The following is a 16190-nucleotide window of genomic DNA, read 5'->3' on the forward strand; positions in this document are numbered from 1 at the left end:
TTGTCTTCCTATCTCTCTAAAAATGCAAACAAACGTTTTCGTTCACTTTGTACATTCTAATTCAAAATATCCCGTTTCGTAAAGACGGCGAATGAAATGATTACGGCCACAAGTCCCCAAATGCCCAGAACCGCCATCGAAAAGCCCAATGTCATGCCCTCAATCGGCGCGGGAGTGCCCGCTAAATAAGTAGTCAGTTCCATGTTGACCATAAATAAATATTTGGCCGCCGTCCAGGCGGAAGCCATGTTGGTCAGGATCGTTCCGGCAATCAGCGCTGCCATCATCACTACAATGCTCGCAGCCGTGCTGCGGACCAGAACCGATACCATGAAGGCCAGCAGGGCCACCACAATACTGACATACCAGATTAGCCCGCCCTGCATCAGCAGATACTTCCACTGCTCCACCGCATGAACCTTAGACATATCTACAGTATCACCGTTTAGCTGGAAGCCTGTGAAGACCGGAACATTGAACCCTTTATAGCCAAAAGCCAGCCCCGATATCAGATAGCTGATTACGAATACGGACAGGACAATCAGCGAGACGAACATCAGCAGCGCCGCCATTTTGCTGAACAGCACCTTCCAGCGTCTGACCGGGCGGGTCAGCAGCATTTTGATCGTGCCTGTCGTCCGCTCCCCGGAGACCAGGTCGGAAGCAACCGCCATGATCAGCAGCGGAATGAACAGCGAGACCGAATTATTGACAAACTCCCGGGTGAACGTCACTCCGCTCGGTTCGTTCGGATTCACATCATGATCCAGATAATACTGCAATTGCTGGAGAAAAATCCGCCGGTACGACTTCCATTCCTCCGGAATCCGGTCGCTGCCGAGCGAGTTCTGGTTGTCGGTAATTTGCTGCTGGATCTCCAGTCTCCAGTCAGAGTTAAATTTGTCACGGCTGCGCTCGGCTATGCGCATTTGAGCATAGGTAAACATTGGCACCAGCACGAGCAGGATGAGCAGGATGACATAGAAACGTTTCTTTTTAATAATCTTCAGGCACTCATTTCGGATGAGCGGCAGCAGGTTAGTCAATGGCTTCACCTTCCGTTAGCTTCAAGAATAGCTGTTCCAGTGTAGGGTTGATTTTATGCACAGCCCGGACTTCCACCTCTTGTGCAACCAGCACGGCAACAATCTCCGGGATCAGATCCTCGTCCATCGCCGTAACCAGGGAATTCACGCCCATGCCTGCGATGACCGAATCATCCAGAGTAACCTCATCCAGCTCCAGCAGCGCGATATCCGGCCGTATAGCCATGATATCTCTTGCCCGCTGAAGCGGCTCCAGCTCCCACAGGACATACGGTGAGTTACGGGCAACCAGCTCGTCTACAGCGCCAACAGCGAGTACACGGCCTTTGCTGATAATGGCTACCCGGTCGCACAGCAGCTGAATTTCGCTCAGCAGATGACTGGACACAAAGACCGCCAGCCCTTCGTCAGCCAGCTTACGGATGAATTCGCGCAGTTCCTTGATCCCCTTCGGGTCCAGGCCGTTGGTCGGCTCATCGAGAATCAGCAGCCGGGGACGGCCGAGCAGGGCTTGGGCAATACCGAGCCGCTGGCGCATACCAAGCGAATACGTGCTTACTTTATCCTGAATACGCTGATCGAGCCGCACGATAGCAACGACTTCGGCAATCCGCTGCTCATCCACACCAGGCTGCATCCGCGCGAAATGCTGCAGATTCTCCCAACCTGTAAGGTATGTATATACCTCGGGATTCTCGACGATAGAGCCGACGTATTGCAGCGCTTTTTCCGGATTCCGGTTCACATTGTAGCCGCAGACGGTAATCGTCCCTTCGCTCGGGCGGATCAGGTCCACCAGCATGCGGATGGTTGTGGTTTTGCCGGCTCCGTTCGGACCGAGAAAGCCGAAGATCTCCCCTTTTTTAACGTCAAACGTAACATCATCTATAATCCATTTGCGGCCGATTTTTTTGCGGACTCCCCGGGCAGACAGAACGACTTCTTCCCCCGGTGTCTCATGAATAGTTCTCGCCATCTTATACAGCTCCTTGCCACAGTCATTTCTGTTCCAAAAATTATTTTGTCAACGAACCGCTTGTACAATGCGCTCGCTCATCCGCTGATAACCGTCCCCGTTCGGGTGAAAATGATCGTTCGACAGGTATTTTGCCAAATGACGGTCAAACAGGTCAAAGGTCGGGACCAGTGTCATGTTCTGATGTCTGTTGATCATATCCATGGCCGCATTATTCCACGCCGTTACCGCCTGATTGCCGGGAATAAGCAGTCCCTCGATATCTCCGAAGGGATTATACAGTCCAATGTAATAGACCTGTGCCTGTGGATTCACCTTTGCAACCGTATCCAGTATGCTGCCCAGCCGTTTGGCGGCCCCAGGCAGAGCGGAGAGGAGCGATTCCGGGGTCAGATCACCCGCAGACGCGGTTGGAACCGGAGTAGTGCCTTCTACCTTGTTATTGGCAGGGGCTTCCGTGGTCTGTGGTGCTGCTTCCTCCGAAGGCTTCGCAGAGGCGGCTGCTTGTCCGCTGCTCCCGCCTGTGCCCAGAATATCCGAGCCCCGGAACAGGTCATTCCCGCCGATGGAGATCAGGATGACATTCGCCTGACGCAGCGCGTACTGCACTCCTTCCTCCTGAAGCTTGCTCTCCAAGGCGGCCGTGGTCAGTCCGTTAATACCCATATTCCCCAGCAGCTCTGCCTTTCCTCCATTGGCCGACAAGGCGTCCACGGTCCGTTTAACGAACCCTTGCCCGGAGTTGTCACCGGTCCCTTTGGCCAAAGAATCGCCAAGCGCCAGGATCTTGTATTCGTCACTTGCCGCGGCTGCCGGTGCAGCCGTCTCTTGCGGAAGGGAGGAGAGCAATGGCTCCCCCTTGGGGTTCAAAATATCGCTCACCGCATACACAAATCCTGTGATCAACAGTAAAGTTGCCAGGATGGACACCAGACTCACTGTCCTCCAGGTCCATTTGGAATCATTCAATGCTATCCCTCCATCTGCCGTACTCTTCTGTCTCGCCCTTTATTCACACCATTATTAACTATGTAGATAAACATAATTCTTCTTTGGAGAATTTGCAAACGAAAAGGGTTTGTTTAGGTGGGGGGCGCGGCTGCGGGGATTTTGGACTTACGGCCGCTGCCCAGTTTGGATTTCCTGATTTGAACCGCTCCTCGCGGTAGAAATCCAAACACAAAGGCGGACGCATTCGCTCCTACAGCTCCAAAATCCCCTCCGCCGCTTCACACCTAAACGGTGGAAGCAGTAAGGGCGGCACGATAGCGCTGCGCTGATCGTGCAAGACCGCGGACTGCGGCACGATAGCGCTGCGCTGATCGTGCAAGACCGCGGACTGCGGCACGATAGCGCTGCGCTGATCGTGCGAGAGCAATATTACTTCTATATCCTAAAAATCATAAAACCGCCCCCCGGCATTGCCGGAGGGCGGAGTTAACGTTACGTTACTTTGAGTTACTTTGATTACCTTATATTATTTACCGATAAATTCCTGGACCCAGTAGTTATTATCGAAACCAACGCCAATGTAGTTGAAATTCGCGCTCAGGATGTTAGCCTTATGACCCGGGCTGTTCATCCACGCCGTCATAACTTCCTGAGGGGTCTTCTGGCCCATAGCGATATTCTCGCCAGCCGCCTTATACGTAATGCCGAAGGCCGACATCATATCGAAAGGTGATCCGTAGGTCGGAGAAGTGTGTGAGAAATAGTTGTTCGAGCGCATGTCCGCTGCCTTCGCCGCAGCCACTTTGTTCAGGCTGTCCAGTGCGGAGACAGGGGCTAGTCCAGCTGCAGCGCGCTCTTTGTTCACCAGTGCGACTACTTGCTGTGTGTAGCTGGAGACGTTAGTACCAACCGCAGGAACTGTAGATGGAGCCGGGGCCGGGGTTACCACAGGTTTCGCAGTGGCCACGGGTGCAGGGGCTGGCTTGGCTGTTGCTACCGGTGCCGCTGTAGCCACTGGTGCTGCTGTGGCAACCGGCTTAGCCGGAGCTACCGGCTGTGCTGCCGGGGCAGCTGCAACTGGCGTTGTGTATACAAAGGTTTTAGTGACAGTGTACGTATTGCCATCAAGTACGAAAGTCTTCGAATTGTTCTGCGTGAAGTACTCCATGAACTGTGCGAAATTCATATCTGATCCGGCTGCCGCAGGGGCACCGGCTGCTGCGTTTGCTTGTAATGGAAGAGAAATGCCAAGCGCCATCACAGCGGCTACGCTTCCACCTATCACTCTTTTCAAAGTCTTGCTTTTCATTCTGCCATCTCCTTATTCTTTGTTGTGGTATCTCGTGCTGTCAGGGGTGTCGGTCCACAAATGTTACAAAGTTGTAATCTGTTCCTAAGTCATTGTAACACAAAACTATTAGCTGTGCACTTCTAAATTCTGTCATTTTATAGATTTTATAGATAGAAAGACTTGTCCCCTCCAGCAGCGGCAAATGAAAACAGCAATGCCGTCCTTTTCAGGACGGCTGTTGGTTCTACCCTATATATCGGCGCTTCTATCGCTCATTTTAATGAAAAGACTGCCAGAACTCCCCTTCGGTCGAAATCAGGCCCATAATCTCTGCATAGGGAATGCGGAAGGTTGGAAATCCTGCCGAGTACGGAGCAATCTCATAAGGGGCAAAGTACAGGTACAGCGCCTGCGCATCCACATAAAAAGGCTGATCGGCTGTAATGCCTTTATACGTATCAGGGAAAACGTAGGAATACTGCGGATCATTTGCAATCTGCTTGCCGACAATGTCACTGAGCTTCTGCACATATTTGCTGCCGGGCTTGAACAGATCGCTGAGCGTGTAGAATTTGCCGGTGCGCAGGTTGATATGCTCATAGATCCGGGTAGGCATACCATGTGCAGCGCCGAACGGGAAATGATAACCGCTGAGCTCCAGCACCAGCAGATTCTTGCGGAAGAAGGATACGGCGAAATCTCCCGTATAGCTGAAATCCTGCATGCCTCCCCCCGTCCCCGCCCCGTAAGCGAGCGACAGGTTGCGCAGCTTGTCATTCACCGCCTTCGAGATCTCGGCAACCGCAATCCCTTCCACTACCGGATAATAGACCAGATAATCCCGGTTCGGCTTGTATTTCTTCTCCAGCACAGAGTATGGCGGTCTGAGCGGAATGACCCCGTTTTGCCGCCAGACCTGCTTGCCTTTACGGTCATAATAAGAGGTACGCAGATCAATATCCGCGCGGATCAGGCTGCCGCTGAAGGACAGTGATCCTGAGCCTGCGATGACCGGGGGCTGGGCGGCTTTTTTACCGCTGGTGTCAATAAAATACGTATCCTTGGCATCATACACCGACGCGAGCCCGTGCTGATAATTGTTCACGCCCAGCAGCGGGTGGGTGCTGAGAATTCTTCCGGTCAGCGCATCGGCTATAACATAGCTGGAGCCTCTGTAGGGCTGATCCGCATACAGCGGGGTCCCCAGCGCCACACGGTTCTCTCCCAGCTGCTGCACCTCATAATAGACGGCGGGAATAATCATTTTCCCCTGCTTGTCGATTAGACCGTAGGCGTTGCCATAATCCGCAGCTGTGTTAATCACCGCCCGGCCCTCCGAGAACGGCAAGGCTGCCGTATACTGCGGCTGGATAGCAATCGTACCGTCTGTGTGCAGATAACCGTATTTTCCATCCGCCGTCGCCTGAAAGGCCAGCAGCCCATCCCCCGGATACCCGACAAAAGCATGTTTGTACGTATGCAGCACCACGCCATGAAGATCAATCAGCGCATATTCCCCTTCGGCCACTTTGACTAGTGCAGTCCCGTTCGAGAAATCCCCGGCGTCCAGATAGACGGCTGGCAGCACCTCTTTACCCTGGGCATCCAGATAACCGTACAGCGAGATCCCCCCGGTAGTATTCTGCTTGGAGAACAACGCGCGGCCTTCGTGCAGCGAATTCAGATAGTCATAGCGCGCGGACGTCACTTCTTTGCCTTTTTCATCAATAAAAGTGTAGCCCTTCGCATCCGATACCACGGCCCGCCCCTCGGAAAAAGGACCAATAAAATTATAGACCGGTTTGACCCGCTCCCGCCCGGAGCCGTCGATCAGACCGCTGACATTCCCGCGCTGCACCACCGCCAGTCCATTCTCCTGAAACTCCTCCGCATAATCATATCTCGGCTCAATCACGACCCGCCCGTCATTGTTGATGTATCCCCACAGCGTACCCTCTGTCAGCTTAAAAGGGGCCGGATGCAGCAGTTCTGCCCGCAGTCCTCCGCCGTCACCCGGAAGCACAATGAGCGCCTCCAGCGGCTTTTTGGAGTAGTCTACACGATATAACCCCGCCTCTGCGGGGATCGTCACGAACAGATCATCATCTGCGCGGATGAAATCCTCCTCCTGCTGCGGAATACCCTCGTTCCAGCCGATGCCGTCCCACCGCCATACCTCCGCCACAATCAGACCGTTGTCCGTTCCTTTTCCCAGCTCGTTCAGCTTAATCCTCAGCATGCTGTCGTTCTCCTTTACAAGGGCTTTTGCCTATAGAATATGAGGCGAGGGGGGAAAGGGTGTGTATGTGTCTGGGCGCGAAAATGAATTACGATGAAAGGGATATCGTAACTGCGGTGAGTTTTGGGCTTCCGGCCGCTGTTAGGTTTGGATTTCTTGATTTGGACCGCTGTTCGCGGTAGAAATCCAAACCTAAAGGCGGACGCTGCCGCTCCTCCAGCCCAAAATCCCCTCCGTTCCTTCTGCCTTTCTGTTGGTGGAAACACAAACACACCCTTTCGGAGGGTGTGTGCCGGGGATACAAGGGCTGCTGCGCCTGCCCTTGAAAAATAAGTCCATATGCATACGTGCCGAACCAGCCTGCAAAATGCTTGTCATCTGCTGGCTGCCATCAGACTGCTAACAGCTTGCCTCCTGCTGCCTACTGCCTATTCCCGGCCACCTGACTGCTAACTGTCTGCCACCTGGCCACTAACTGCTGCTGCCTACTGCCTACCGCCTACCCTCTACCGCCTCGGGAAAAGAAAAATTTACTCATAATTAGTCACGGGTAGCTGCGAAATCCTGCCCAAAATGCAACATTCGGCTTCCTCCACCGGCTTTAAACTAACATTGTTGTATGAAATGCAGCATTTGTCCGCCCACGAGCCAATTAGAAGAGGAAATGTTGTAATTCGTGCAGCAACTTTCCCCAGTCCCCCTGTTCAAGACGGCCGGAATTGCAATTATTGCAACAATTTACGATCACGCGATAGGAGTAGCGGAAGGGAGTTTGGAACTGAAGGAGCGGAAGCGTCCGGAGGTCCGATACTCACCACCGCAGGCACGTGTAATCCAATGATTTGTCGCAACGTTGCGACAAATCTGGGCAAGCCAAAAAGCGTTTGCGAGATACCGCAAACGCTTTTTGTCCTGCCTCCCCCACCCTTGGTGAGGTGATAGGAGTACCGGAGGGGATTTTGGAACTGGAGGAGCGAAGCGTACGCCTTTAGGTTTGGATTTCTACCGCGAACAGCGGTCCAAATCAGGAAATCCAAACCTAACAGCGGCCGGAAGTCCAAAATCCCGCAGGTACGGCTCATCACAGAAACCTATTTTTTCGATGAATATTTACGCATATCAAACGATACAGCCGCGATGATGATCAGGCCTTTGATGATCAGCTGGTAGTAAGGGCTGATGCCGATGAAGGTCAGGCCGTAGTTGATTAGGGTGAAGATGATAACCCCGACCAGGACGCCCGGCACGGTACCGATCCCGCCGGTGGTGGATACGCCGCCGACGACGCAGGCTGCGATGGCGTCAAGCTCGTACATGTTCCCGTAGTTGTTGGTAGCGCCGCCGGTTCTGGCTGCTTCAAGCACACCGGCCAGACCGTACAGGGCACCGGCGATGGCGTAGATGTAGATCAGGTTCTTGGAGACGTTGATCCCGGATACCTTGGCTGCCTGCATGTTGCCGCCAATGGCGTACATGTTTTTGCCCAGCTTGGTTTTGTTGAACAGCACCCAGACGATCGCCGCGACTCCGAGGGCTATGAGTACGATGTACGGAATGGAATATTGGCCGCTGCCGATGAAGCCGGAGCCGATATCCGTGAAGTCAGAACGCAGGCCGCCGATCGGCTGCGATTGGTTAGGGTCCATATCGAAGTACAGGGAGTTCAGGCCGTATACGATCAGCATAGTGCCTAGTGTGGCGATGAAAGGCGGAACATTCAGCTTGGAGACGATAATCCCGTTGACGAGCCCGCAGAGCAGACCGGCAACAATGGCGATCAGAATCGGCAGCCAGACCTGCACCTGTGGCAGATCGGGGAAGAAGCGGCGGGAGTAGTCTGGAATCTGCAGCATGGAAGCTGAGATAACAGCTGTGAAACCAACCACCCGGCCTGCCGACAAGTCGGTCCCGGCGGTGATCAGGATAAAGGCCACCCCGAGCGCAATAATCACGCGTGTGGAGGACTGAATCAGTACATCCCGCAAGGTGTTAATGGACATGAAGCTTGGCTCGTATATGATAATCCCCATGATCAGCAGTACCAGCACGATGTAGATAGCGTTTTGAGTCACGAAGGACTGCGCTCTTTTAATAGTCATAATTGTGTTCCTCCTTAATTGTTACGCGAAGTTTAAGCATTCGTTGCTAAGCTTCTTCAGCCTTGCAGCAGCCCTATGGTCTTCGCCGTCCTGTGAGTGTAGCTCCTGATTAATGCTGTGCAGCGAGACGCATCACTTCGGTTTCCGTAGCCTGCGCACCTTCGAGTATTCCTGTCAGCCGTCCTTCCGACATCACCATAACACGGTCAGACATCCCCAGCAGCTCGGGCATTTCCGAGGAGATCATGATGATGCTCTTCCCCTGCTTCGCCAGGTCGGCAATGATCGTATAGATTTCGAATTTCGCACCAACGTCAATCCCGCGTGTCGGCTCATCGAGCAGCAGCACCTCAGGCTCGGTCAGCAGCCATCTGGCCAGCAGCACCTTTTGCTGATTCCCGCCGGAGAGATTCATAATCTGCGTTTTGGTCGTAGGCGTCTTAGTGCGCAGCTTTTCAATCATTTTATCGACTTCAACCTTCTTCTTGCGGCCATTCAGCAGCAGATAAGGCGTCTTGTAGCGGTCAAGGTTGGCGATGGCGCCATTCTCATGCACAGACAGCACCGGGAAAATCCCCGTAGCGCGGCGCTCCTCGGTTAACAGGGCCAGCCCGTGTTTTTTGGCATCCTGCGGAGAGTTAATCTTCACCTTCTTACCGTCAATCGAGATGGAGCCGGATTTCACGGCGCGTAGTCCGAACAAGGCTTCAATCACCTCGGTCCGCTGTGCGCCTACCAGTCCGCCGATACCAAGAATCTCACCCCGTCTAAGCTCGAAGGAGACATCCTTGAAGGAACGCGGCTCCGGTGAAGTCAAGCCTTCCACTTTCATGAACACCTTACCTGGAACATTGGTGCGCTCCGGGAAACGGTTCGTCAGATCGCGTCCGACCATCTTGGAGATAATCAGGTCCGTGGTCAGCTCGGCCGAGGGCCAGGTGCCGATTTTTTTACCATCACGCATAATCGTCACTTCATCGGAGATCTCCAGGATTTCTTCCATTTTGTGAGATATATAGATAATAGCTACGCCTCTTTTTTGCAGGTCCCGGATGATCCGGAACAGATGCTCCACTTCCACGCTGGTTAAGGACGAGGTAGGCTCATCCATGACAATTACGCGGGAGTGAAAAGAGACTGCCTTCGCGATTTCGATAGATTGGATCTTGGATACGGACAGCTTGCCCACCAAAGTTTCGGGATTCAGATCGATATCCAGATCTTTAAATAAGTTTTCTGTGTCTGTGAACATTTTTTTGTGGTCAATGAACTGAATCGGCCCGATGCCCTTGGTCGGAAAACGTCCGAGCCAGATATTCTCCATCACGCTGCGGAAAGGTACAGGGTGCAGCTCCTGGTGGATCATCGAGATTCCATGCTTCAGTGCCTCGCTCGAATTCGAGATGGAGGCCTTCTGGCCATCCAGAAAGATCTCACCGGCATCCGGTGAATAGATTCCAAAGAGACATTTCATCAGTGTGGACTTGCCTGCCCCGTTCTCGCCCATAAGTGCATGAACCGAGCCCGGACGAACCTTAATGCTGACTCCATCCAGCGCCTTCACGCCGGGAAATTCTTTGGTAATGCCGTTCATTTCCAGCAAAAATTCCGTATTTGCCATGTTGTTACGCCCCCTACGCTTTTTTTCTTTTTCCATGAGAGGCACAGCGGTTCCATCCTGCTCCCTACCCGTAAGGAATTCCGGAGAGCGCGGCACAGCGCCCTCCGGGACTGGTATCCATGAAACGTATCTGTATCTGTATCCTTGCGCCTGTTAACGAATTATTTAGCGTCTGCTACGTTGTCTTTGGTGATCTTTTTGTAGGATATCCATACAAACTGGTTGTCTGTGATGTCGAAGCCTACGTTCTCTTTGGTTGGCGTTTCGCCTTTGGCCAGCAGAGCGGCCAGGGTAATCGCTGCTTTACCTTGGTTATTGGCATCGTTCAGTACGGTACCCAGCATCGTTCCATCCTGTAAAGCCTGAACCGCAGGAGCGGTTGCATCCACGCCTACAACCGGCATGTATTTGTCGCCGCTGAAGTAGCCTTGAGCCTTCAGAGCTTCGATTGCGCCGAGTGCCATGTCATCGTTGTTAGCAAGTACGGCTTCAATCTTGTCACCGTGGGAGCCGAGGAAGGCTGCCATTTTTTCCTGGCCTTTTACACGATCCCACATGGCGGTATCTTCAGCCAGCTTCTCTACCTTGATGCCTGCATCTTCGATCGCCTGAATGGAGAACGTGGTACGCAGCTCGGCATCCTGGTGTCCCGGTTCGCCCTTCAGCATGACATATTGCAGCACGCCGTCGCCGTTCTTGTCCGCTTCAGGGTGAGCCTTCCAGTAATCCACGATCAGCTGGCCGGACATGGTGCCGGACTCTTCGGCTTTCGCGCCTACATAGTAGACCTTATCCCATTTCTTCATATCTTCCGGCAGCGGCTCACGGTTCAGGAAGACCACCGGAATGTTCGCTGTCTTAGCCTTGTCAATGATGACCCCCGCAGCGGTACGGTCTACCGGGTTGATCAGCATGCCGTTATATTTCTTGGTGATGAACAGATCCACCTTATCGTTCTGTGTAGGCTGGGAGTTCTGGCTGTCTACGATGTCTACAGTGGCAATGCCCTTTGCAGCAGCGTCGATGGAATTACGGACACCCGTCATGAACGTGTCGTCGAATTTGTAGATCGCTACGCCGACCTTTGGAGTCTCAGTTGAACCGGAATTCGCTGTGTTAGCCGCAGTCCCTGTGTTAGCAGGGTCAGCCGCCTTGTTATTGTTGCCGCCGCAGCCCGCGAGAGCAGCACCCAGCAATGCACTGGCAAGTAAAACGGAAGTGATTTTTTTCATGTCTAATTGACCTCCTGAGGATATTTCTTTATTTGGATGATCCCGGTGTGTCCCGGGTACATCCTTATTATGCCCTACGTGAAAACGGTTGCGAATATAAAATCCTACTCATTTTCATGAAAATTCTACTGTCCAAGCAGAAACGGCTTACCGTCCTTCAAGGGCTACCGGACAAACGGGAACAGCAGCTTCTGATTCTCAGGCCACAGCATATTCTCCAGATCGATGAGCTTGGTGCCGGTATCTACGCGTTCGGGAATGTCCATACCTTCAAGGGCCTCCACTGCATATTTCACCGCCAGATACCCGTTGCTGAACGGATTCTGGATCACGGTCGCCTGCACAGTGCCATCCTGAAGCGATTCCATCATGGAGGGCGAGCTGTCAAAAGCAATCATTTTCACACTATCCCTCTTAAGGCCCTGAATCACCCTCGCCGCACCCTGTGACGCAATTTCATTCAGAGTGGCAATGCCGCGCAGCTTGGGATACTTATTCAGCATCTCCCGGGTCAGATTTTCGGCGTCGGAGGTGCTGGAGGAGGTGTAGGCGATTTGTACCACTTTGACGTTAGGGTAACGGGCGGCATAATTCAGAAAACCCTTTTCCCGCTCATCTGCATCCCGCGCACCATAGTCGATACTGCCAGTTTTGCCGGAGTCCGGGGTAAGCGACGAATTGGTGAAGTTAATGATCCCGATCTCGCCATAGCCCCCCAGCAGCTGAATCAGCCGCTCGGCGGACTTCTGTCCGGCCTCGTAGCCGTTCGAACCCACATAAGAACGAACCTTGGCCGAGCCGACCTCCGCATCGACTGAGATCACCGGAATTCTGGAATACGCCGCCTGGTCCACGACCTGCGCCAGTCCCATATAGCTGCTGGCCGCGAGTATAACCACATCCACCTTCTCCTTGATGGACTCCTCCACCATAACAACTTGCTCCTCAATATCACTCTCCGAATCCGGCGCCTTGAAGGTCAGATTGACATTGAATTCCTTCGCCGCAGCCTCTGCTCCGAGCTTCAGGGTGTTCCAGTAATCCCCTTTGTTCATCTTGACAATCAGGTGGATATTCCGCGTCTTGCTGGTGCTGATATAGGCCGGCGAGGCATTGAAGCAAGAGGACACAGAGATCCACAGCACTCCGCACAGCAGCACGGTGAGCCATACACGCAGGCTTTTCACAGGTTCATCTCCTCCTTCTGCTCATCCATAACCTCTCCCGCCGGGAGGGCCGGGAATACAATCGTAACAACCGTCCCCTCCTCCAGCTCACTCTGAAAAGCAAGCCCGTACTCCCGCCCGTAATACAGGCCGATCCGTTCGTGCACATTCCTGACACCGACTCCTGATCCGCTGGTGCTTTTGACGCTTCCGCTTAGAATGCCGTTCATCGTCTCCTTGGTCATTCCGAGGCCGTTGTCGCTGACCCGGAGGGTAACAAGCCCGTCCTGAAGCCCGGCGGTGATCGAGATCAGCCCCTCGTCCGGCAGCATTTCGATCCCGTGATAGAGCGCGTTCTCCACGATAGGCTGCAGAATCAGCTTGATCGTCTGACACTCTAGGACTTCCTCCTGCGCCGCGATCTCATAACGGAATTTATTCTTGAAGCGGAAGCTCTGAATCACCAGGTAATGGCGGATGTGGTCCAGCTCTTCCTGGATGGTGATAATGTTCTTGCCTTTGCTCAGGCTGATGCGGAAGAATTTCGAGAGCGACTGGATCATGGTGACGACTTCATCCGTTTTGCCGCGTTCTGCCAGCCGGATGACCGAATTCAGCGTATTGTACAGAAAATGCGGGTTGATCTGCGATTGCAGCACCTCAAGCTCGCCCTTACGCTTCGTCTCCTGCTCATAAATGATCTGCTCCATCAGCTGGCGGATACGCTGGAGCATCATATTGAAGCGCTTCGACAGCTGCTCTACCTCATAGGCTCCGCTGACGTTAATCGGCGTATTCAGATCCCCATCCGCGACCTGCTTCACGGTACGCTCCAGCTTGCGGATGGGGCTGGCAATCAGCCAGGACAGGAAGACCGACACCGCAATCACACAGACCAGCACCACCCCAAGAAACCACGCCAGGAACTGATTCAGATCGCGTTTGGTGGTGACAATCTCATCGTAATAAGCGACCCCGACGATCTTCCAGCCGGTCTGCGCCAGTGTACGCACGGTAATAAACCGCTTCTCTCCGGTCGATTCATCCAGATAGCTGCGGTAGGCATATTCCAGCACCGGCTCTACGTTCTCGTACTTCAGCCCGGCATAGATGAGCTGCTGCTGGGGATGGTAGACGATATTGCCGAGCGGATCGAGGATGTAGGCGTAGCCTCTTTTTCCCAGCTTGACCTGCTTGCTGAGCTGATCAATCGTTCTGAAGTTGAAATCCAGCAGCAGCACACCGGTTCTCAGCTCCCCGTTCTCCCTGTATTGAATCAGCTTGGAGATGGAGACCACCCAGGTATATCTGCCCTTGAACAGATTCTGGATATGCGGGGCGGAATAGGAGATCTCCGAGGTACGCTTGGCTGTGGTGAACCAGCTCTGGCTCTCCAGCTGAGTGTTCAGGCGCATCGTCTGCCCCGGCGTTCCTACGACATACTTCCCCTGCGGGGTAAAAACAGCCACGGACACCAGATCCTCACGGCTGCTCATCAGTGTATCCATCCGTTCATAGAGCAGCGGGGAATCAATGGAGGGCGTAGAGGTAATCTGCTTCTCGGCGGTCGCAAAAATACTGCCCATCCCCTTCACATACAGCTCCAGGTTATAGTTCACCTGCTCGATGATCTGCTGCATGTTGAGATTGGCATTCTCCTCCGCCGTGTTGGCGAACTTGCCGTACAGCAGCACACTGACGATCACGGCCACCGCCGCAGTCACCGCCATGAACGTCAGCGTAATAATCAGCTGAATACTCCGCAGCTTCGAGGACAGACGCAGCCTGCCGCTCTTGCGGGACCCCGGCCGCAACGGGAAGAAATAACCCTTGGGCTTGTTCATGGCTATTCTCCCCGTGCGCTGTTCTTATACTCTTTGGGGGATTGTCCGTATTTCTTGCGGAAGCAGAAGCTGAAATAGTTCGGGTCGGCAAACCCGATCCGCTCGGCGATCTCGAACGCCTTCAGCTCGGTTGCGCGCAGCAATTCCTTCGCAGCCTCCAGCCGGATCTGTAACAGATAGCTGACGAAGGTCATCTTCATTTCTTTTTTGAAAATGCTGCTGAAATAGCCTGTGCTGATATGCAGATGCTGGCATACCCTGCCGATGGACATATCGGATTCTTCATAGTGGCTGCGGATAAATTCCTTGGCCTGGTCTATGAGCTGCTTGTAGCTCGACTGGCGCTCCGAAGCGATGGAATCCATCAGCCGGCTGCATACGGTAATAATCCACTGCCGGGCTTCTTCCAGGTTGTTGAATTTGTTCATATCGCTTAGCGAGGTCAGGCCGGGTCCGATAAAATCATACGTTCCGCTCCCGGATTCCTTCGCCACCCGCAGAATGGAGGTGATGATCTCCAACAGGAAGATCTGATAATCCTGCGCCGAGACCTGCTCCGTATCCAGTCCCCGGAACAACTCGTCCACTACTTCGCGCAGCTCCTGGACGGTGCCCAGCTTGATCGTGCGGATCAGCGACTGTTGGGTCAGCTCGTCATAATCCAGCATCCGGCTGGACCGCGATTCCACATCCTCAATCCAGATGACCCGGTTGTTGCCGAGGATCAGCCGGTAATCAAGCGCTTGCAGCGCATCCCCGAAGGAATGGAACAGCATGGACGGTGCCTTACATACGGTTCCGGCCCCGGCGGTTACGGTAAGTTTCAGGAAGCGCTGCACATTCTGGCAGATCTCTTCGAGAATGGCGAAGGTACTGGCGGTAATGTCGCTCTCTTCTGGGCTCTGGCTGACCGAGAGCAGCACAACATCATCCCGGTGGATGAATACCTTACCGAAGCTATGCTTCTGGCAGATCTCCTCCGCTATGTTCAGCACAGCATAGAGCTGAAGATTACGGTCTCCGGTATCCCGCAGGGAGACGGGACGGCCCTCTTGAAGCCCGGACGAACGGTCCTGGCGGATATAATCGATGCTGATTACAGAGGACTGGAACAATTCACCGGTGAGGGGGATGCCGTACTCTGTGCTTTTCTCAGCGATCTCTGCGGAGCGCAGACGGCGGGACACCAAGGTGGAGAGGAACTGCTCGCGCAAGACTGGCAGGCTCTTACGGTAATGCTCGCTCAGCACGAACACATTCTCCTTCTCGGCAATCTCGGTCTCGATCGTGGCGCGAACCTTAAGCAGAACATCAATCAGCTCCCGGGACGAGAAAGGCTTCAGGATATATTCATCAATCTGCAGCTTAATCGCCTTCTGGGCGTATTCAAATTCATCATAGCCGGTCAGAATGATAATCTTCGTATTCGGATGGCGGCTGCGTATCCATTCTGCAAGCTGCAGGCCATTCATGAAGGGCATCTGGATATCGGTAACAACCACATCCGGCAGCAGCCGGTCGATCGCATCCGCCGCCTCCCGCCCGTTCTCGGCCTGTTCAACGACCTCGAAGCCGTACTGCTCCCAGTCAATCTGGGCGATAATGCCTTCTCTTACATCTTCCTCGTCTTCGGCGAGTATTAATTTGTACATGCGTCATCCCTCTTCGGATAGGATATGGAGTTTAACAGAACAATAATAGCTGATTCAAATGGCCCAATCTATG

The 16190-nt window shown here is 53.6% G+C and carries 11 protein-coding genes; all 11 read right to left on the reverse strand.

All coding sequences use genetic code 11. From position 1 onward, the window contains the following. Positions 1–56 precede the first annotated feature (56 nt). The 11 genes from NST43_RS18805 to NST43_RS18855 all read right to left on the reverse strand — a co-directional run bounded on the left by NST43_RS18805 (position 57) and on the right by NST43_RS18855 (position 16117). Entirely contained in the window at positions 57–1046 is a 990-nt protein-coding gene (locus tag NST43_RS18805) for an ABC transporter permease (RefSeq protein ID WP_209993081.1), read from the reverse strand. Continuing rightward, positions 1039–2022 (reverse strand): ABC transporter ATP-binding protein, encoded by a 984-nt coding sequence (locus NST43_RS18810; RefSeq protein WP_209993080.1) that lies wholly within the window; start codon positions 2020–2022, stop codon positions 1039–1041. The genes NST43_RS18805 and NST43_RS18810 overlap by 8 nt, the downstream gene beginning before the upstream one ends. Before the next feature lie 48 nt (positions 2023–2070). Then, positions 2071–2991: a GDSL-type esterase/lipase family protein gene (locus NST43_RS18815; protein ID WP_339218653.1), complete on the reverse strand. Its 921-nt coding sequence runs from the start codon at positions 2989–2991 to the stop codon at positions 2071–2073. Between the two features lie 508 nt (positions 2992–3499). Further along, complete coding sequence (locus tag NST43_RS18820) at positions 3500–4282, reverse strand: CAP domain-containing protein (RefSeq protein WP_339218655.1); 783 nt, start codon at positions 4280–4282, stop codon at positions 3500–3502. Between the two features lie 259 nt (positions 4283–4541). Beyond that, positions 4542–6503, reverse strand: coding sequence for a WG repeat-containing protein (locus NST43_RS18825; protein WP_339218657.1), 1962 nt, complete (start codon positions 6501–6503; stop codon positions 4542–4544). 1091 nt (positions 6504–7594) lie between these two features. Then, positions 7595–8602: a galactose/methyl galactoside ABC transporter permease MglC gene (gene mglC, locus NST43_RS18830; RefSeq protein WP_076079225.1), complete on the reverse strand. Its 1008-nt coding sequence runs from the start codon at positions 8600–8602 to the stop codon at positions 7595–7597. A gap of 109 nt (positions 8603–8711) precedes the next feature. Next, a complete protein-coding gene (locus NST43_RS18835) occupies positions 8712–10223 on the reverse strand; it encodes a sugar ABC transporter ATP-binding protein (protein WP_339218660.1) in 1512 nt (503 codons plus the stop codon). 161 nt (positions 10224–10384) lie between these two features. After that, entirely contained in the window at positions 10385–11455 is a 1071-nt protein-coding gene (locus NST43_RS18840) for a galactose ABC transporter substrate-binding protein (RefSeq protein ID WP_339218661.1), read from the reverse strand. A 164-nt stretch (positions 11456–11619) separates the two neighbouring features. Continuing rightward, on the reverse strand, positions 11620–12642 hold the full coding sequence (locus tag NST43_RS18845; protein WP_339218663.1) for a substrate-binding domain-containing protein: 1023 nt from the start codon (positions 12640–12642) through the stop codon (positions 11620–11622). Further along, a complete protein-coding gene (locus NST43_RS18850) occupies positions 12639–14465 on the reverse strand; it encodes a sensor histidine kinase (RefSeq protein ID WP_339218665.1) in 1827 nt (608 codons plus the stop codon). The genes NST43_RS18845 and NST43_RS18850 overlap by 4 nt, the downstream gene beginning before the upstream one ends. Positions 14466–14467: 2 nt before the next feature. Beyond that, positions 14468–16117, reverse strand: a complete 1650-nt coding sequence (locus NST43_RS18855; RefSeq protein ID WP_339218667.1) for a response regulator — start codon at positions 16115–16117, stop codon at positions 14468–14470. Between the last annotated feature and the right edge of the window lie 73 nt (positions 16118–16190).

This window comes from Paenibacillus sp. FSL H8-0332, from assembly GCF_037963835.1.
GTDB lineage: Bacteria > Bacillota > Bacilli > Paenibacillales > Paenibacillaceae > Paenibacillus_AQ > Paenibacillus_AQ rhizoplanae.